14 protein-coding genes and 2 tRNA genes are annotated in these 18,497 nt (G+C 58.2%); 7 read left to right on the forward strand and 9 right to left on the reverse strand.

Going from position 1 to position 18,497, the window contains the following annotated elements:
• The first annotated feature begins 43 nt into the window (after positions 1–43).
• Positions 44–1,300: a DsbA family protein gene (locus ACR0JX_RS07635; protein ID WP_480542793.1), complete on the forward strand. Its 1,257-nt coding sequence runs from the start codon at positions 44–46 to the stop codon at positions 1,298–1,300.
• Here ACR0JX_RS07635 and trhA read toward each other — a convergent pair.
• Both trhA and gyrA read right to left on the reverse strand, forming a co-directional pair.
• Complete coding sequence (gene trhA / locus ACR0JX_RS07640) at positions 1,297–1,959, reverse strand: PAQR family membrane homeostasis protein TrhA (protein ID WP_480542795.1); 663 nt, start codon at positions 1,957–1,959, stop codon at positions 1,297–1,299. The two genes, ACR0JX_RS07635 and trhA, sit on opposite strands and share 4 nt — an antisense overlap.
• Before the next feature lie 131 nt (positions 1,960–2,090).
• Positions 2,091–4,817, reverse strand: a complete 2,727-nt coding sequence (gene gyrA, locus ACR0JX_RS07645) for a DNA gyrase subunit A (protein WP_480542797.1) — start codon at positions 4,815–4,817, stop codon at positions 2,091–2,093.
• Between the two features lie 192 nt (positions 4,818–5,009).
• Here gyrA and ACR0JX_RS07650 point away from each other — a divergent pair, with 192 nt between their 5' ends.
• A complete protein-coding gene (locus ACR0JX_RS07650) occupies positions 5,010–5,279 on the forward strand; it encodes an usg protein (protein ID WP_480542799.1) in 270 nt (89 codons plus the stop codon).
• Here ACR0JX_RS07650 and ACR0JX_RS07655 read toward each other — a convergent pair.
• Positions 5,276–6,229: a radical SAM protein gene (locus ACR0JX_RS07655; protein ID WP_480542801.1), complete on the reverse strand. Its 954-nt coding sequence runs from the start codon at positions 6,227–6,229 to the stop codon at positions 5,276–5,278. The two genes, ACR0JX_RS07650 and ACR0JX_RS07655, sit on opposite strands and share 4 nt — an antisense overlap.
• Positions 6,230–6,404: 175 nt before the next feature.
• Between ACR0JX_RS07655 and zwf the strand changes: the two genes are divergently transcribed.
• The 4 genes from zwf (at position 6,405) to ACR0JX_RS07675 (ending at position 11,937) form a co-directional block, all read left to right on the forward strand.
• Positions 6,405–7,859, forward strand: a complete 1,455-nt coding sequence (gene zwf / locus ACR0JX_RS07660) for a glucose-6-phosphate dehydrogenase (RefSeq protein ID WP_480542803.1) — start codon at positions 6,405–6,407, stop codon at positions 7,857–7,859.
• On the forward strand, positions 7,856–8,527 hold the full coding sequence (pgl, locus tag ACR0JX_RS07665) for a 6-phosphogluconolactonase (RefSeq protein WP_480542805.1): 672 nt from the start codon (positions 7,856–7,858) through the stop codon (positions 8,525–8,527). Before zwf ends, pgl begins: the two co-directional genes overlap by 4 nt.
• A 5-nt stretch (positions 8,528–8,532) precedes the next feature.
• The gene (gene pgi, locus ACR0JX_RS07670; RefSeq protein WP_480542807.1) at positions 8,533–10,140 is read left to right on the forward strand and encodes a glucose-6-phosphate isomerase; all 1,608 of its coding nucleotides are present in this window, start codon (positions 8,533–8,535) and stop codon (positions 10,138–10,140) included.
• 177 nt (positions 10,141–10,317) lie between these two features.
• Positions 10,318–11,937, forward strand: coding sequence for a long-chain-fatty-acid--CoA ligase (locus ACR0JX_RS07675; protein ID WP_480542809.1), 1,620 nt, complete (start codon positions 10,318–10,320; stop codon positions 11,935–11,937).
• Between the two features lie 20 nt (positions 11,938–11,957).
• On the opposite strand, the gene ACR0JX_RS07680 is transcribed toward ACR0JX_RS07675, so the two are convergent.
• The 3 genes from ACR0JX_RS07680 to ACR0JX_RS07690 form a co-directional block, all read right to left on the reverse strand.
• Positions 11,958–12,032, reverse strand: a tRNA-Asn gene (locus tag ACR0JX_RS07680).
• A gap of 130 nt (positions 12,033–12,162) precedes the next feature.
• A tRNA-Asn gene (locus ACR0JX_RS07685) sits at positions 12,163–12,237 on the reverse strand.
• A 77-nt stretch (positions 12,238–12,314) separates the two neighbouring features.
• On the reverse strand, positions 12,315–13,229 hold the full coding sequence (locus ACR0JX_RS07690) for an MBL fold metallo-hydrolase (RefSeq protein WP_480542811.1): 915 nt from the start codon (positions 13,227–13,229) through the stop codon (positions 12,315–12,317).
• A gap of 44 nt (positions 13,230–13,273) precedes the next feature.
• On the opposite strand from ACR0JX_RS07690, the gene ACR0JX_RS07695 reads away from it, so the two are divergent.
• The gene (locus ACR0JX_RS07695) at positions 13,274–14,593 is read left to right on the forward strand and encodes an ATP-binding protein (RefSeq protein ID WP_480542812.1); all 1,320 of its coding nucleotides are present in this window, start codon (positions 13,274–13,276) and stop codon (positions 14,591–14,593) included.
• 57 nt (positions 14,594–14,650) lie between these two features.
• Here the strand turns inward: ACR0JX_RS07695 and ACR0JX_RS07700 are convergent, their stop codons facing one another.
• From ACR0JX_RS07700 to ACR0JX_RS07710, 3 genes are all read right to left on the reverse strand, one after another.
• Entirely contained in the window at positions 14,651–16,063 is a 1,413-nt protein-coding gene (locus ACR0JX_RS07700; protein WP_480542814.1) for a 3'-5' exonuclease, read from the reverse strand.
• 2 nt (positions 16,064–16,065) lie between these two features.
• Positions 16,066–16,584, reverse strand: coding sequence for a hypothetical protein (locus ACR0JX_RS07705; RefSeq protein WP_480542815.1), 519 nt, complete (start codon positions 16,582–16,584; stop codon positions 16,066–16,068).
• A gap of 73 nt (positions 16,585–16,657) precedes the next feature.
• On the reverse strand, positions 16,658–18,481 hold the full coding sequence (locus ACR0JX_RS07710; protein WP_480542817.1) for a DUF294 nucleotidyltransferase-like domain-containing protein: 1,824 nt from the start codon (positions 18,479–18,481) through the stop codon (positions 16,658–16,660).
• Positions 18,482–18,497: the final 16 nt, after the last annotated feature.

Here is an 18,497-nt window from a genome sequence, read left to right on the forward strand (position 1 = left end):
TGGATCGGTAGAGTAGGCGGCACCATACCCGACGGAGAGCCGCTTGCCCCTGAAAACAAATCTGAAATCCTATCTGGCAGCGGCCATCACAAGTGATCAATTGCTGAATGCCCGCAGGCGGGTGCATGATCTTCGCCGCCGCCTGCGTGGCGCGGGTCATGTGGTGCACTACTTCCATGATACCGCTGATCCTTATGGTGCGCTGACCGCGCAAATCTTGCCCGCATTTCAGGCAAAGTATGGGGTTATGTTGTGTCCGCACCTCATCTCGGGCCCACCATCCGAGGCTGTGCCCGAACCCGATGCCTATCAGAAAAACGCTATGGTTGACGCGACCCGATTGGCGTTGAAACATGGGTTGAACGCGCCTGTGAAGCCCTCCATCGAAAGGATACAGAAGGCCAATCGTCTGTTCGCAGCCGTGATTGACACCCAGGATTGGGCTGATCGATTGAGCGATGTTTCAGCTGCCCTCTGGACCGGTCACGCGCTTCCGGACGAACCGGGCGTGGACCCGACCCACGCGATGGCTGCGGGGGATCGAGCCTTGGCGTCAAAGGGGCATTATCTGGGCGGCACATTCTTCTATTGCGGCGAATGGTATTGGGGGATCGACCGTCTGCATTATCTGGAACAACGGCTACAGCAGGCAGGTTTGGGCGGGGACCCCCTGATCGTTCCGATTTCTGATCCAACGGATCAGCCCCTTACAGGTGAAGCACAAGAGCTGGATTTCTTTTTCTCGTTCCGCAGTCCCTATTCCTATCTGGCCTTCGATCGAGTCGTTAATCTTGGCAAGCGGCACAACGCCCGGCTGATACTTAAGCCGGTGCTGCCAATGCTTATGCGTGGATTGCCGGTTCCCAAGGCCAAATCGCGTTACATTCTAAGGGATTGCACGCGCGAGGCACGGCGCCTGGGTATCCCGTTTGGCCGAATTTGTGATCCGTTGGGGGCTGGGGTCGAACGCGGCTATGCGCTGTTCGACTATGCCGAAGATCAAGGCAAATTGGCACCATATTGCGCGGCCTTCATGCGGTCCGTCTGGTCGCAAGGCGTGGATGCCGCGACCGATAGAGGCATGGAGTGGATCGTGACCAGCGCAGGTCTGGAATGGAGCGTCGCGCGGCCCTTGCTAAACACGCAGGAATGGCGCGGTCGGGTGGAGGCAAATCAGCACCGCCTGCAAGAGGTTGGCCTGTGGGGCGTTCCCAGCTTTTGCGTCGATGGGCAAAGCCTGTGGGGGCAGGATCGTTTTTGGGCGGTCGAGGATCTGCTTATGGCACACCGCAGGCGCTAGACGGTAGGCATCAACGCAATCCGCGCGGCAACGGCGGCAAAGAACAAAACGCTGCCCACCAGAACAAACACATGCCAGATCGTGTTGTGATAGGCCATCCAGTCGGACAGGTAGAACGCCACGCCTGCGGTATACACTAACCCTCCGGCGATCATTAGTATCAAAACGGTGGGCGCAAGCTCTGCCAACATGGATTGTCCGGCCCAAACAGCGGCCCATCCCATCATCAGATACAGTGCCAGGCCGAACCAGCGAAATCGGTTTGGGTCGAGCATCTTGAGAGCCGACCCCAATGTGGCAGAAGACCACAAGCCCAGCAAAAGCCCGGTTGCCTGTGTGCCAGATAGTAATAGGAACGGCGTATAGGTGCCTGCAATTTTTACATAAATCCCCGAATGATCAAGGCGGCGCAGAAGCTCTGTCCAATCATCGCTTTCAATCATGTTGTACAAGGCGGACAAGCTGAGCATCAGGACAAGCGTTACGCCATAGATCGAAACGCCAACAACCGCCGCCGGATCATACCGATAAAGCACGGTCATGGTGATCAACAGCGGCACGCCGATGGCTGCGGCGCATATGCCCAGAACATGAACCACCCCGTCACTCAAGCGCTCGGCTCGGCTATAGGCGGGGCGGATATGTGCGAAGGACCACATGTTAAAAAGTTAAGCAGCAGCAGGGTTTCGGGCAAGTTAACGGGCCGTTTCGATACCAATAACGTGATCCGAAACGATAAAACGCCCGCATTGCGGACGTTTTGTTTCAGTTTTGTTGTGGAATGTGAGGGCTATTCTTCGGCCTCTTCATCCCCCTGATCGGCGATCCAGGCAACGGAAACAACTTCTTCACCCTTGCCGGTGTTGAACACCCGCACACCACCTGCGCTGCGGGAGCGGAACGATATTCCATCAACCGGCACCCGGATTGATTGGCCCTTCGAAGTGGCCAGCATGATCTGATCGTCGATCTCAACTGGGAAGGAGGCGACAAGTTCACCGCCTCGCATCGCCTTGTCCATCGCGGCGACACCCATACCGCCACGTCCACGTACCGGGTAGTCGTGGCTGGAGCTCAGCTTGCCCGCGCCGCCAGTAGTAATGGTCAGGATCAGGTTTTCAGCGGCCGACATCTCGGCATAACGTTCCTGGGGCAGAACGCTGTCGGCGTTGCCTTCGTCTTCATCGCTTTCGGTCTCATCAGTCACACCGGCCATCAGGCGTCGCATCTTGAGATACGCGGCGCGTTCGTCCGACGTGGCCTCGAAGTGACGGATCACCGACATCGAAACAACCCGGTCGCCATTGGATAGCCTAATGCCGCGCACACCGGTCGATTTACGGCCCTTGAAGACGCGCACATCGGTGGTTTGGAACCGGATCGCACGGCCCGAATTGGTGACCAGCATGACGTCATCATCTTCGGAGCAGATGCGCGCATTCACCAGTTCGACATCTTCGGGCAGATCCATGGCGATCTTGCCGTTGCGTTTGACATTGGTGAAATCGCTCAGCGCGTTGCGGCGCACGTCACCGGCGCTGGTGGCGAAGACGATCTGAAGGTTTTCCCATTCCTCATCCGGGACATCCACCGGCATGATCGCCGCAATGGACACCCCGGTTGGGATCGGCAGAATGTTGACGATCGCCTTGCCTTTGCCGGTCCGGCTGGATTGCGGCAAGCGCCAGGTCTTGAGCTTGTAGACCATCCCGTCGGTGGTGAAGAACAACAGCTGTGTATGGGTGTTGGCCACGAAGAGGTTGGTGACTACATCCTCTTCCTTGGTCTGCATCCCCGACAGACCCTTGCCACCACGCTTCTGCGCGCGGAAATCGGCCAGTGGTGTGCGCTTGATGTAGCCGCCGGAAGTGACGGTCACCACCATGTCTTCGCGCTCGATCAGGTCTTCGTCTTCCATGTCGCCGGACCAGTCGACAATCTCGGTGCGGCGCGGCACGGCGAACTGTTCGCGAACGCTGCGCAGCTCGTCGCCGATGATCGACATGATCCGTTCGCGCGAGGACAGAATATCCAGGTATTCCTTGATCTTGGCAGCTAGTTCTTCCAGCTCGTCCGTGACTTCTTTGACGCCAAGCTGGGTCAGGCGCTGCAGGCGCAACTCGAGGATCGCGCGGGCCTGAACTTCGGTTAGGTTATAGGTGCCATCGTCGTTCATCTTGGACAGCGGATCGTCGATCAGGCGCAGATAGCCTTCGATCTCGGATGCGGGCCAACGGCGGGTCATCAGTTTCTCGCGCGCCTCGGCGGCGTCTGCCGAGGACCGGATGGTGGCGACAACCTCGTCCACATTCGACACGGCCACGGCCAGACCACACAGGATATGGCTGCGCTCTCGTGCCTTGCGCAGGTCATAAGCTGTCCGGCGGGCGACAACATCCTCGCGGAAGTCGATGAACGAGGTCAGGAAGCGCCGCAGGGTCAACTGCTCGGGCCGACCGCCATTCAAGGCTAGCATGTTGCAGCCGAACGAAGTCTGCATTGGCGAGAAGCGATATAGCTGGTTCAGCACCACTTCGGGCGTCGCGTCACGCTTCAGTTCAACGACCACGCGCACGCCATTGCGGTCGGATTCGTCCTGCACATGAGCGACACCTTCGATGCGCTTTTCGCGCACCGCTTCGGCGATCTTTTCGATCATCGAGGCTTTGTTCACCTGATAGGGGATCTCATCCACGATGATGGCGTAACGATCCTTACGGATTTCTTCCGTGCGCGTCTTGGCGCGGATGATCACGCTGCCGCGACCCTCAAGATACGCCTTGCGCGCGCCGGACCGGCCCAACATCACGCCGCCGGTCGGGAAATCGGGGCCCGGAACGTATTCGATCAGCTGTTCGGATGTCAGATCGGGATCGTCGATCAGCGCCAATGTGGCGTCGACCACTTCGCCCAAGTTGTGCGGTGGGATGTTGGTGGCCATACCCACGGCAATGCCGCCAGCACCATTTACCAGCATATTCGGGAAACGCGCGGGCAGGACCGTTGGTTCCCGGTCCTTGCCGTCATAGTTGTCCTGAAAATCGACCGTCTCTTTTTCGATATCAGCCAGCAGGGACGCGGCGGGCTTGTCCATCCGCACTTCGGTATAACGCATGGCCGCCGGGTTGTCGCCGTCCATCGAGCCAAAGTTTCCCTGACCGTCCAATAACGGCAGTGACATCGAGAAATCCTGCGCCATCCGCACCAGAGCGTCATAGATCGCGCTATCGCCGTGCGGGTGGTATTTACCCATCACGTCGCCCACAGGACGGGCCGACTTGCGGTACGCCTTGTCATGCGTGTTGCCGGTCTCGTGCATCGCATACAGGATGCGCCGATGCACGGGTTTCAGCCCGTCGCGCAGATCGGGGATCGCGCGGGAAACGATGACCGACATGGCATAGTCCAGATAGGATGTGCGCATCTCGGATTCGATGGAGACCGTCGGGCCGTCATAGACAGGGCGCTCGGGCGGAGTTTCGTCCATGTTTTCAGGGATTTCTGGCGTATCGCTCACGTAGGCTGCCCGTGTCTTGTTTTTGATCTATATCTTGTGGATGTACCTTATCAGACCTAGCATATAAGGTGCAAGCAGCCCGCGATGCCGCAGTAGAAATAGGCCGGTAACATCCGAGTAACATATTGTTATCTAATAATTAGGCAGTTTCGGGGTAGCCTCAAGAGACCTTGCACGAAACCGGAGGTCTGAATGGAGCAAAGCGAAACCGAGCTAATGCTGAAAGGATATGGGCTGACGACGGCAGAGTTTTTCTACCATATGCCTGACTATGTCCATGTGCTGAACACCTTTATCTGGCAGGAATACGATCTGGCCCCCGATCACCCCAAACTGTTTGAATTCATTGACTTCTGGCAGCGCGAGATTGAGGGGCCGCTACACTCGGTCAAGTTTACCCACCGAAAGATGATCGCGCCCGGTGAATGGCGCAACATGGTCGGCGAATTTCGAGTGAACTAGCCTGAACAGCTGGCCCCGCCCAAAACGCAGAACTTTGCGCAGTGAGGGTGGTTCAAATGCACATCCGCCTCGGCCTCGGCCAAAGTTTCGCCCAGCTCGAACTCAGGCGAATAGGGCAGCAGGGTGCAGGCCAGAACGGACGGACGCGCGGCGCCTTTGCGTTTCACCACCATGCGCGCGCTGGCACACATGACCGCGTCGGGGGATTTGTTCAGAATGCCCCAGCATGCGGTGGTAATTTCCGGAACCTCAACCGTTTCGTCCATTTCCGGGAAGAGAACGGTCTGCGCTGGGTTGTTTGCGTCGATGTCAAACCCGTGCGCGTCAAAAAACGCGGCATAGCCTGCACGGCTGTCTGCATCGTTGTCGCCCCACACCGTGCGCCCGGCGACAGCCATGTTAAACCCATGATCCCGCAGCCATTCCATCCCGGTCAGGGTTTTGGCAAAGCTGCCCTTGCCGCGTTCCTCGTCATGCAGTTCGGGGCGAAAATGATCGATCGAAACCCGCAAGGTCAGCTTGTCAGCATAGTCGCGCCGCAGCTCCAGCAGGCCCTCGCGCATCTTACGGCGCATCATCGGCAGCATCGCATTGGTCAGGATCAGCACTTCATAGCCGCGGTCCAGCGCAGCGCGGGTGATCTCGATCATCTCAGGGTTCATGAAGGGCTCGCCGCCGGTGAACGCGATCTCTTTGATGGGCCAGTTGCGCTGTTTAATCTGATCCAGATAGTCGCGGACCTCGGCTGCGGTGATATAGACCAGAGCGTCATTGGTGGGGCTGCTTGCGATATAGCAGTTTGCGCATTCGATATTGCACAGCGTACCGGTATTGAACCACAGGGTCTGCGGGTTTGTCAGGGCCACTGACGCGCGGGTTTGCCCGTCTGCCGTCACCAATCTGTCTTGAAACTTGCCGATATTGGCAAGCTGAGTGGCGTTGTCTTTCATTCCCACATCCGGTTCTTTGAAGTCGTTTGACTGATTTATCTGTTTGTTGTCGCTATGGTAAGGGTCTGATGGCGTTCTGACAGAGTTTTGATGAATGAGAGTTTTCCTGCCAAAAGGTTCGAAAATGATTGCGCTAACATTGGACATGTCGATGGGGGCAGGATAAGGACAAGCCATGGTTTCTCGTGTCATACCTGTTGACCCATTTGATCTGGTCATTTTCGGCGGCACCGGCGATTTGGCTCAGCGCAAGATTTTGCCAGCCTTGTTTCGCCGGTTTTGTGCAGGCCAATGGCCGGAAGATACACAGATCATTGGTGCGGCGCGATCCGACCTGACAGCCGATGCGTTCCGACAGATTGTGGCGGACTCGCTACGGCGTGGCGCGCCTGGGTGCGCCGAGAATACCGAGGCGCTGGATCGCTTCCTTCACCGGATTGATTATGTCGTGCTGGACGCAATGTCGGGGGATGGGTGGTCAGACTTGGCTGCACGGCTGACCAAGGATCGTATTCGGGCTTTCTATTTCTCGGTTGGTCCGCGCCTTTTTGGACCATTGGCCGATCAGATCAGATCTCATGGCATGGTTTCAGACCAGACGCGGATCGTCGTCGAGAAACCGTTTGGCCATGATCTTCATAGCGCACGGGGCCTGAACGCCACACTGGCAGCGCATTTTGACGAAGGGCAGATTTATCGGATCGATCACTATCTGGGTAAAGAAACAGTCCAGAACCTGATGGCCGTGCGCTTTGGCAATATGCTGTTCGAGCCTCTGTGGAACAGCCAGTATGTCGATCACATCCAGATCACCGTTGCCGAAACGGTCGGTGTGGATGGGCGCGAGGATTATTACGAACGCGCAGGTGCGATGCGGGATATGGTGCAGAATCACCTGATGCAGTTGCTCTGCCTGATCGCCATGGAACCGCCAGCCAAGTTCGACCCCGATGCGGTGCGCGATGAAAAGCTGAAGGTCATTCGCGCGCTTGATCCGGTCGAACCGCATCACATCGTGCGGGGCCAATTTGCAACGGGCGAGGGAGAGCCGGGCTATCGTGAGGTGGTGGACAATCCCCGTTCGACCACTGAAAGCTATGTGGCTTTGAAAGCGCATGTCAGCAATTGGCGGTGGGCTGGCACTCCGTTTTATCTGCGCACGGGCAAACGGCTGGTCGCGCGATCCTCGGTCATCAATGTGCAGTTCAAGGATGCGCCACATTCGATCTTTGGTGAGGCTGCGGGACGGCACGCAAATGCCTTGTCTATCCGGTTGCAGCCGAACGAAGGCATCACGCTGAAGGTAACGATCAAGGAACCGGGGCCGGGCGGTATGCGCCTGATCGACGTGCCGCTGGATATGAGCTTTGCCGATGCGCTGGGACCTGAAAACCAGGACCCACCTGACGCCTATGAACGCCTGGTGATGGATGTGATCCGGGGCAACCAGACCCTGTTCATGCGCGGAGATGAGGTCGAGGCTGCATGGGCATGGACCGATCCGATCATTGCCGGCTGGCAGGCGCGCGGTGATGTGCCCAAACCCTATGACAGCGGCAGCACAGGCCCCGGCGACGCCGAGCTGCTGATGAAACGTGACGGTCGCCGCTGGCAAGGAATAAAGCCATGAACATTCAGGATTATGCCGATCGGGACATGCTGGCCATCGATGTTGCCAACATGCTGGCCGGAGAGCTTGAGGCAGCGTTGTTGCACAATGAAACCATCGCGCTGGCGGTTCCGGGTGGGACGACTCCGGGCCCGGTGTTCGACGTTCTTTGCGCGGCTGATCTGGAATGGGAACGTGTGCGTGTCATGCCCACCGATGAACGCTGCGTTCCTGCCGACAGCGAGCGTTCAAATGAACGCCTGATCCGACAGCGGTTGCTAACCAATCGTGCATCAGGAGCAACATACGTGCCGCTCTATGTCCCGGGAGCTGATCCCGAGGATGCGTTGCCAGAAATTGAATCTCTGATCGCACCGGTTCTGCCACTGTCGGTTCTGGTTTTGGGCATGGGAGAAGACATGCACACGGCATCGCTGTTTCCGGGGATGGAGGGGTTGCAGGCGGCCCTCGACAGTCATGCTCCTACGCTCGCCGTGGCCCGCACGCAGGTTCAGCCTGAGCCGCGTATTACACTGACGGGGCCGGCTCTGGACGGGGCCTTGTCCAAACACCTGATCATTTTTGGGGCAGCCAAGCGTGACGCATTGGAGCGTGCTATGGCGCTTCCACCGGAAGAGGCGCCAATCGCTGCCGTGCTGAGTGGTATGACGGTACATTGGGCGGAGTGAGTGTGATGGACCTGAACAATCTCAAAGCGCTGGCCGCTGCGCAGACCGACCGCATCGTGGATTTGTTTGCGGCTGACGTGGACAGGGCACAAAACTTCTCGGCCTCTACGGGCGATATGGTCTTTGATTATTCGAAGACCCGGATCGACGCTGATATGCGCGACGGCCTGATCCGTCTGTGCGACGAGGCTAACCTGGCCGATCGGCGTGCTGCCATGTTTGCGGGTGAGAAGATCAACGAAACCGAGAGGCGCGCTGTTCTTCACACGGCGTTGCGCAATCTGGATGGCGATGCTGTGCAGGTCGATGGGCAGGACGTCATGCCTGATGTGCTGGCAACCTTGCAGCGCATGCGTGTCTTTGCCGAAGAAATTCGCGGAGGGGCTATAGCGGGGGTAGGCGGCAGCTTCACGGATGTGGTGAATATCGGTATCGGTGGGTCCGATCTGGGGCCTGTGATGGCGACCTATGCGCTGTCACCCTATCATGACGGGCCGCGGGTCCACTATGTCTCGAATGTCGATGGGGCACATATCGCGGACACGCTGAAGCAGCTTGATCCGACGCGGACCTTGATCATCGTAGCGTCCAAAACCTTTACGACCATCGAGACCATGACCAACGCTCGCACCGCGCGAGCATGGATGAACGATGGTGGTGGCGACCCAACCAAGCAATTTGCCGCCGTGTCCAGCGCTTTGGACAAGACCCAAGAATTTGGCATCCCGGCGGACCGTGTCTTTGGCTTCGCCGATTGGGTCGGTGGGCGCTATTCGGTCTGGGGGCCTGTGGGCTTGCCGGTAATGATCGCGGTGGGCTCGAACGCGTTTGACGCGTTCTTGCGCGGCGGGCAGGCTATGGACTTGCATTTCCAATCGGCTGATTGGGCCGAGAACATGCCTGTCATGCTGGCCCTTGTCGGCATTTGGCATCGTCAGGTACTGGACTATGCCAGCCGCGCCGTTCTGCCCTATGATCAGCGTCTGCTGCGTCTGCCAGCCTATTTCCAACAGCTTGAGATGGAATCGAACGGGAAATCCGTGGCGATGGATGGCGCGTCTCTGACCTTACCATCGGGCCCGGTTGTCTGGGGCGAACCCGGCACCAATGGTCAGCACGCGTTCTACCAGCTGATCCATCAGGGCACGGATGTCATCCCCTGTGAGTTCATGGTGGGGGCCGAGGGGCACGAACCAGAACTGGCCCATCATCACCGGCTGTTGCTGGCCAATTGCCTGGCCCAGTCCGAGGCGCTGATGCGTGGCCGGTCGCTGGAGGAAGCCCGCGCACGAATGGCCGAAAAGGGTTTTGAGGGGGATGAGCTGGATCGTCAGGCCCGCCATCGCGTGTTTGCGGGCAATCGGCCGTCGACCACCTTGATCTACCCGAAACTGACCCCGTTTGTGCTGGGCCAGATCATCGCGCTCTATGAACATCGTGTCTTTGTCGAAGGCGTCCTTCTGGGTATTAACTCTTTCGATCAATGGGGCGTTGAGCTGGGCAAAGAACTGGCAACCTCACTGGGTCCCATCGTGGGTGGTGAGGTAAGCGCAGAAGGCAAGGATGGCTCGACTGCGGCGCTGGTTGCTTACGCGTTAAAACACCGAGATTAACGCAAAAACCAGTGGCTTGCCCTTAGGGCAGGCTGCATTCTGATATTGTCAGACAATTAAATGCTTGGCAGGGTTCCGTCTGAGGAGAATGGAATTGACCCATGGGGCATTGCCCCTAGGTGTCGATGACACGGCATTGGCCGCACGGGGCCAAGCCGAGAAATGGGGAGGATGTCCATGCTGGGACAGATGATGACGCAGCCTTTGCTGATCTCGTCGCTGATCGAACACGCCGAACGCTATCACGGTCAGACCGAGATACACTCGGTCGAAACGGATGGAACGGTAACGCAGACCAGTTGGTCTGAGGTGGCCACCAATGCGCGTAAACTGGCCTCGGCGCTGGGCAAGCTGGGGCTAGAGCCGCAGGATCGAGTTGGAACGCTGGCTTGGAACAACCGCCGCCATCTTGAAATTTACTATGGAACTTCGGGCGCTGGATATGTGTGTCACACGGTCAACCCGCGCCTGTTTCCCGAACAGCTGACCTATATCATCAACCACGCGCAAGACCGGGTTCTGTTCTTTGATGCCACCTTCATTCCATTGGTTGCTGCGCTAAAGCCATCGTTGACCGAGGTTCGTCATTTTGTCCTGATGGGCCCGCGCAATGACGACGTGCTGGCGCAGATCGACGGGGTCGCGTTCTATGACGAGCTGATCGAATCCGGCGATGCAGGCTATGCTTGGCCCAGCTTTGATGAAAACACCGCGTCTAGTCTTTGCTATACCTCGGGCACCACAGGCAACCCAAAGGGAGTTCTGTATTCGCACCGGTCAACTGTGCTGCACAGCTTTGGATCGAACACGCGGGACGTGATCGGCTATTCGGCCATGGATGTGGTGATGCCGGTTGTGCCGATGTTCCATGTCAATGCTTGGGGTTCCCCTTATGCCTGCGCGATGTCGGGATCCAGAATGGTCCTGCCGGGGCCGGGCTTGGATGGCGCGTCTCTGGTCAAGCTGATCGACGCCTATGGCGTGACACTGGCCATGGGGGTTCCGACGATCTGGCAAGGATTGCTGGCGCAGGCGGCTCAATCCGGTAGCGAACTGACCAGTCTGGAACGCACCGTGATTGGCGGCGCGGCCTGTCCACCTTCGATGATCGAAACCTTCCGCGACACTTACGGTGTCGATACGGTTCACGCTTGGGGCATGAGCGAGATGAGCCCGCTGGGCACCGCAAATACACCGATGGCCAAACACCGGGATCTGCCAATCGACCAACAACATAAGCTGCGCGAAAGCCAGGGGCGACCGCCTTACGGGGTTGAGCTGAAAATTGTCGATGATGATGGCAAGGAGCTGCCTCATGACGGCGTCACCCAGGGCGATCTGCTGGTGCGTGGCCCATGGGTGTTGGACAGCTACTTCCTGATGCAGGATCAGACGCTGTTGCAGGATGGCTGGTTTGCCACCGGGGATGTGGCGACACTGGACCCAGATGGGTACATGACGATTCGGGATCGGTCTAAGGACATCATCAAATCGGGCGGCGAATGGATCAGCTCGGTCGAGTTGGAAAACATCGCCGTGGCCCATCCCAAGCTTGCCACCGCCGCTGTTGTGGGTGTCCCGCACCCTAAATGGGACGAACGGCCCTTGCTGGTGGCGGTCAAAGCCGACGGGCAGGACCCCAGTGAAGAGGAACTGTTGGCCTTCTTCGAGGGTAAGATCGCCAAATGGCAAATCCCGGACAAGGTTGTTTTTGTTGAAGCTTTACCCCTGAACGCCACGGGCAAAGTGCTGAAACGGAACCTGCGTGCCGATTTCGAAACAGCCCTGAACAGGTGATCCTGCGGATTTGGAAGAAATGGCTCCGGCGGTAGGGATCGAACCTACGACCAATTGATTAACAGTCAACTGCTCTACCGCTGAGCTACGCCGGAACGGTTCGCGCCGTATAGCAATCAGATTTGGCCCCGTCCAGAGGGGACGGGCAGTTTTTCGACGAAAAAACGGACCCCCACATTCACGATTTCATTGCGGACGAACTTACGTACTTTTAAGGGGGAGATTTGGCTCCGGCGGTAGGGATCGAACCTACGACCAATTGATTAACAGTCAACTGCTCTACCGCTGAGCTACGCCGGAACGGTTCGCGCCGTATAGCAACCTCGATTTTTGTCGTCCAGTGGGGAAGCGCTCGATTTGGGAAAAAACTTTTGCGCCTATGCGTGCCGGTGAAAGACGGCCTCGGTCGACAGCGCTCCCGCGTGCATTACTTTGGATTTTCCAACCAGATCAACCAGATGGGCAAAGACATTCCGTTCTGCTGCGGGCAGCAGCGCTTTGGGCGTTTCGGTGTAGATGCGCTGGGCCAATTGCCGGGCGCTGCCGGGCTGATCTTCCAGCGCGGATAGGATTTGCGCCTCACGGCCCAGTCTGTGTTGAATCAGCCATGTCAACCGTCCGGCAGGGTCGGTGATAGGGGCGCCGTGGCCCGCATGAAACACCGACCAATCTCGCTCCTGCAGCCTGTAACAAGCGGCCATGAAATCCGTCAAATCACCATCCGGAGGGGAAACCAGTGAGCTGGCCCAACCCATCACATGATCGGCGGTGAAGCAGGTCTGACCCCAGGCCAGCGCGATATGATTGCCCAGATGCCCTGGTGTATGGATCACCTCAAGTTGCCAATCGTCGCCTTCGATCAACTCACCATCCGCGATTTCAACATCCGGGCGAAACTCCAGATCAATCCCTTCACCGCCACCGACCAGACCGTTCTGCGCCAGTTCAGTCATCACGGTACTGCGCCCGGCCTCCGGTCCTCCAAACGCGTGGATCCGCGCGCCCGTTCGGGATGCCAATGGTGCAGCCAGCGGTGAATGATCCAAATGGCTGTGGGTCACGAAGATATGGCTGATCTTTTGACGGGGCTCTAGTGCGCCCAGAATCGCCTGCAGATGTGCCTCGGACGCAGGGCCCGGGTCGATCACTGCGACATCCCGTGTGCCCAGCAGATAGGTATTGGTCCCACGATAGGTCATGGGCGACGGGTTGGGGGCCAGAATGCGCCTTAGTCCGGGTTGCAATTCCATCGCAAGCCCAACGGGTGGGTCGAAATCATCTGGCGCCTGCATTCTGTCCTCTTCCTCTTGCCCGGGCAGCCCGCTAGGTTTAGCGCATGTCTTCGCAATGGCTCAAACCTTATCTGCCACGCAGCCTTTACGCCCGGGCGGCGTTGATTCTGGTTTTGCCGGTGATCGTCCTGCTGCTGGTCGTTGGAAATGCGTTTCTACAACGGCATCTCGAAGATGTAACAGCGCAAATGGTCCGCACCGCAGCGCGTGAGGTCAATCTGGTGACCAGCGCGATGGAGGGCGTTGAGACCCAGCAACAGGCGCTGGCTGCTGTGCGCCCCGATCTGGCCGCGCTGGAGATGAGCGTTCGGTTCCTGGATATCAACGAAGCGCCGGATATCGGCACCGGGCGCTGGTATGATTTCATCGCCCCGCAGATTGAGGCGGATTTGCATGCACTGCTGCCTGATCTTGAGGCCGTGGCTTTACCCAATGGGCCGGACGCGCGGCTCTACATGGACACGCCATTGGGCACATTGGAACTTGTGTTCGACCGCAGGCGTCTTGCGCCCACGGCACCGCATCAGTTGATCGTGACAATGGTGTTTTTCGCCATCGTCATGACCTCGATATCGTTTCTTTATATGCGCAATCAGCTGCGCCCGATCACGCGGCTGTCCAAAGCCGCCGAGGCCTTTGGGCGGGGGCGGGTGGTCGACTACACGCCCGGCGGAGCGATTGAGGTGCGCGCAGCAGGCAATGCCTTTCTGGACATGCGCGCCCGGATCGAAAGGCAGATCGAACAACGGACGATGATGCTGTCCGGTGTCAGTCACGACCTGCGAACGCCATTGACCCGGCTGAAGCTGGGCCTATCGATGCTGCCCGAGGATGAGGCCGCACCTATGCAGCAGGACGTGACCGAGATGCAATCTCTGTTGGATGCCTTTCTGGATTTCTCGCGCGGGGCAGCCGAAGGCGCGCCGGAAGAGGTCGACATCGAAATCCTGGTGCATCAGATCGTTGAAGACGCCAAGCGAGCGGGCCACGCGGCCGCATTGGTCGAAGTGGACGGGCAGGGCACAGTCATGCTGCGCCCGATGGCCTTAAGGCGAGCGGTTGAGAACCTGATCAGCAACGCGGTGCGCTATGGAAGCCGTGCGGATGTGAGCCTGTCTATCACCCCAAAATCCTTGCGAATTCGGGTCGAAGACGACGGGCCGGGCATTCCGCCGGATCGGCGTACCGAGGCGGTAAAGCCGTTCTCTCGCCTTGATCCGGCCCGAAACCAGAATCAAGGCAGCGGCGTCGGGCTGGGTTTGGCAATTGTCGCGGATGTGGCGCGGGCGCATGGTGGGGTTCTGCGGCTCGCCAAAAGCGAGCGATTGGGCGGCTTGTGCGCCGATATCATAATCGGACGGTAGGGCGTGCTAAAGAGGTACACCCGCCAAAGAACCGAGTGTTAGAGCGCTGCCTCGAACTCAGTTCAAATCTTCCAGCAACCGCCCATGTTTGCGGGTCTCTGCTATGACCGCGCCGAAGGTGGTCATACCGCGGGCCTCAAGCATCGGCAGCATCTTGACCAGCGCATCCGCCGTCGCCACCGCATCCCCCAGTGCCGTATGGCGCAGAGCTTCGGGGATGGTAATGTCCAGCCTTTCGCATAGGGCGTCCAACGTGTGCGTCTCGCTGGCGCCAAACAGAACTGCGGATATCAGCACGGTATCCAGAATCGGGTGGTTCCATTCCACCTCCATTCGTTGCGCATGACGGCGCAGGAAAGCCATGTCAAACGGCGCGTTATGAGCGACGATCACCGCATCCTGTGCGAATTGGTGGAACACCCGCCCCGCCTGACCAATATCTGGCGCGCCCTGAACCATGTGGTCGCTGACCTTGTGCACCTTGGTCGAAGCCGCAGGGATGGGAATGCCTGGATCGACCAGCATATCCAGTTGCTCGCCCGCAACGATACGGCCCTTGATGACGCGCACCGCGCCGATTTGAACGATCTCATCCTTATGGGGCAGCAGGCCGGTTGTTTCCGTATCGAACACCACAAAACACAGATCAGACAGGTTTCGGGTTTCAAACGCTTCCTCTGCCGCGCTTGTCAGCAGGTCGAAATCATAGACCAGTGGGCGTGCAGACTCCGGGGTAATGCGGGCTGCGCTATCGTCGAAGATCAGCATATACCCGGGCGCACCACCCAAGGGTTTCATCCGTGCTTGATAACTTTGCTTGTCGTCGGCACTATGCAAGGTGCAATCCACGTCCAGCCCAGTTTTTATCAGGCGTTTATACGCGGCCTCCAACGAGTCTGGCTTGAGATACTCAAACAGAGAAGCATTCAGGCGCGGATGCGCAATCTGGGCCAGAACCTCAGCCGCCTGCGCATCGTAAAGAACGATCTTGTGCGTCGGACTTGCCAGCAACATGGCCACTGGAATTTCGGTGAGCAAAGCGGTCAGGCGTTCTTTTTCCGTGGCCAAAGCAGCGGTTTCGGTCGCCACAGCCTCGGCTATATTCAACGTCTTATCCGACAGTTGATCGGCAAGCCCCGCGGCTGCGGGGGCCAGATCGCCAAGGTAGCGCGCGGCCTGCATATCCATGTCCGTGCTAACGCCGGCATGGGCACGGGCGCGAAGCTGTGCCGAAATGCGCTCGATCGGTTTTGCGATATTGTCGTCAAACAGCAGCCAAATCCCTGCGACCAGCGCCAGCAGGCCAAACCCGATCAGAAGTCCAGAGAAAATGAATGCATCCAGAAGCTCTGGCTGGCCTGCGCGGGTATAGCTGAGCCCCAAAGCCAAAGCCGTCACCAAGAGCCCGCCCAAGGCGAGCAAACAGAAGAACAGGAAAATCCTAAGTCGAAGGCTGAGGCGGGTCAGCATGATTACACTCCGCAGGTGGCCTCAATGATTGGATCACTGCTACCGGCTGTGAACCAATCGGCATTTACCAGTTGTCCGTCAGCCCCAAATTCGGCCCCATCGGCCAGATTGGCGCGCCGGTTCTGGGCGCAGTCCACCGCAATAGGGACCATCGAACGCGGGGCCCAGCGGCCAAAGAAATAGAGGTCGATCAGACGCTGATCCGGCACCTGATCATTGGTCCTCAGCGAGACGGTATCGATGGCGGCAAAGCGATCGACAAAGGGCACCGCATAGGTCCATGGGCGATAGATTGCACGGCTTTCAACCTCTTGTATCACGGTCAGGCTGTCAGGCAGCGTGTCGCGGGTGCGGTCGTACCAGGAATACTCACTGGCTATGGTCATTCCGATCATACCCAAACCTGCGGCAACAGGAGTTGCCCAACGAGGAAGTAAACCACCGGTGACTTTGTTCAGCACCATCACGACCCCGGCAAAGGCGAAGCCTGCAAATATGGTGCCGATCAATTCCAGAAACATCTGTTTCCTCCACTTTCAGGGCGCAGACGGCCCTTTCTTTAATTCATCTGCTCTGTCAGTGCGTCAACAGATCCTAACCCAGCATCCCTTTGCCATGACCTACCGCAGATTGCATTGTCTTAATCACGACAAAGGCGTCGCGCAGGTGGCTGCGTTCGAAATCCGATAGATCCGAGGGGGGCAGGTAATTGTCCGGGCCCGCGCCTGATTTGACCCTTCGAACCTGATGTTCCAGACGGGTTTCGGCGATCAGGTCATAGGCATCCAGCAGGTCCCGTGCACCCGAGGGGCTGAGCACGCCTGCTGCCTCAGCCGCTTTCAGTCGCGCGCGGGTATTGGCTTCGGTCAACTGCCCTTGCAGGGCGTAGATGCGGCCCAGATCAACCACTGGCACCACGCCATTATGTTTTAGATCCAATGTGTTGCGATGTTCTCCTGATCGAACAGTGGCAAACCCGCGAAACAGCCCCAAAGGGGGGGTATGCCTCAGCGAGTTTGCAATCATATGGGCCACAAAGATTGAATTCGAACTGGCCGCTTTCAGCGTGTTCGCCTGAAGATCGGCAAACAGTTCAAACGTGCCGCCGATGGGGCGCAGGTCAAACATGACCGAGGCCAGCATCTGTGCCTCGGGGTTGGGTTTAGCGATCCAGCTGCTGAAATATTCGCGCCAGACCCGTAGAGGCTGACACCAGCGTGGATTGGTCGCCATCATATCGCCGGGGCAATAGAAATACCCGCAGACATCCAACCCGTCCGAGACGAATTTGGCCAGAGATTGAAAGTAAGGCATATCAGCGTCGGTGAGACTATCATCCAGCATCAGGCAATTGTCCTGATCCGACACACCTGTCTGTTCTTGACGCCCTTGCGAGCCACAGGCCAGCCACAGATAGGGAACAGGCGGTGGCCCCAGTGTATCCTCGGCCAGCGCGAGCAATCGCCGCGTGGCGGTATCAGCGATATCGGTGATCAGGCGAGTCACGATCTCGTGCCGGTTCCCCGCGGCCACAAGCTGGACCAGAAGTTGCGGTATCTCGGCCGTAACAGTTGCCATTTCGGCGGGGGAATCGGCATGGGCAATTCTGCGTACCAACTCTGCCGAGTTCACCGCTTGATAATGGGTCAGGTCGGTTTGCGTCACAATCCCGACCAGCTGACCGGCCTTGCAAATGGGGATATGACCGATCCCACGCTCCATCATGATGTGCAGCACATCAGACCCGATATCGGTGGGCGAAAGCGTAATGGGGTTTGAGGTCATGATCTCCGATATTGGCGTGTCCGGGGGCAGTGCATCCGCCACGTATTTGCTTGAGATATCGCGCAGGGTTGCGATCCCTAACAACGCGTCGGCATTTGTCACGCAAAGGGATGAAATTTTCTTGTCGCGCATAAGGCGCGCGGCCTCGGGGACAGGGGTATCGGGTAGGCAGGTCGCCGGATCACGGGCCATCAGAACGTCGATGGCACTGGTGGCCAGGCTCTGAGGGCCGGAACGATCCCCACGGGTTCGGTTGAAAAATCGGGATACGATCTTATGAGATGTGACCAGATCCTGCACCAGATCGGGCGGCAGGATGATCAGGATAGATGCGCGTTGCGCGGTTGCACGTGTCGCGGCTTTGCCATTACGCAGCAAGCCCCGTTCGCCAAAGGAATTGCGCAATCCCAGTTGCGAGACAACAGCACCGTTTTCATCCGTGATCTCGACCAGCCCTTCGTAGATTAGAAAGACTCCGGGCAGGGTGTGCCCCAGATCATAAAGCTGCGCATCCGCGTCCACATCCTGAATGTCAGCCCGGCGCGCGATATCTTCCAGCACGTCCTCGGGCAACGCATCATAGGGATGAACGGATTTCAGAAACCGGGTGATCTGCGATTGGGACAGGGGCATCAGAACGCTCAATGAT

The organism is Ruegeria sp. AH7, assembly GCF_056541325.1.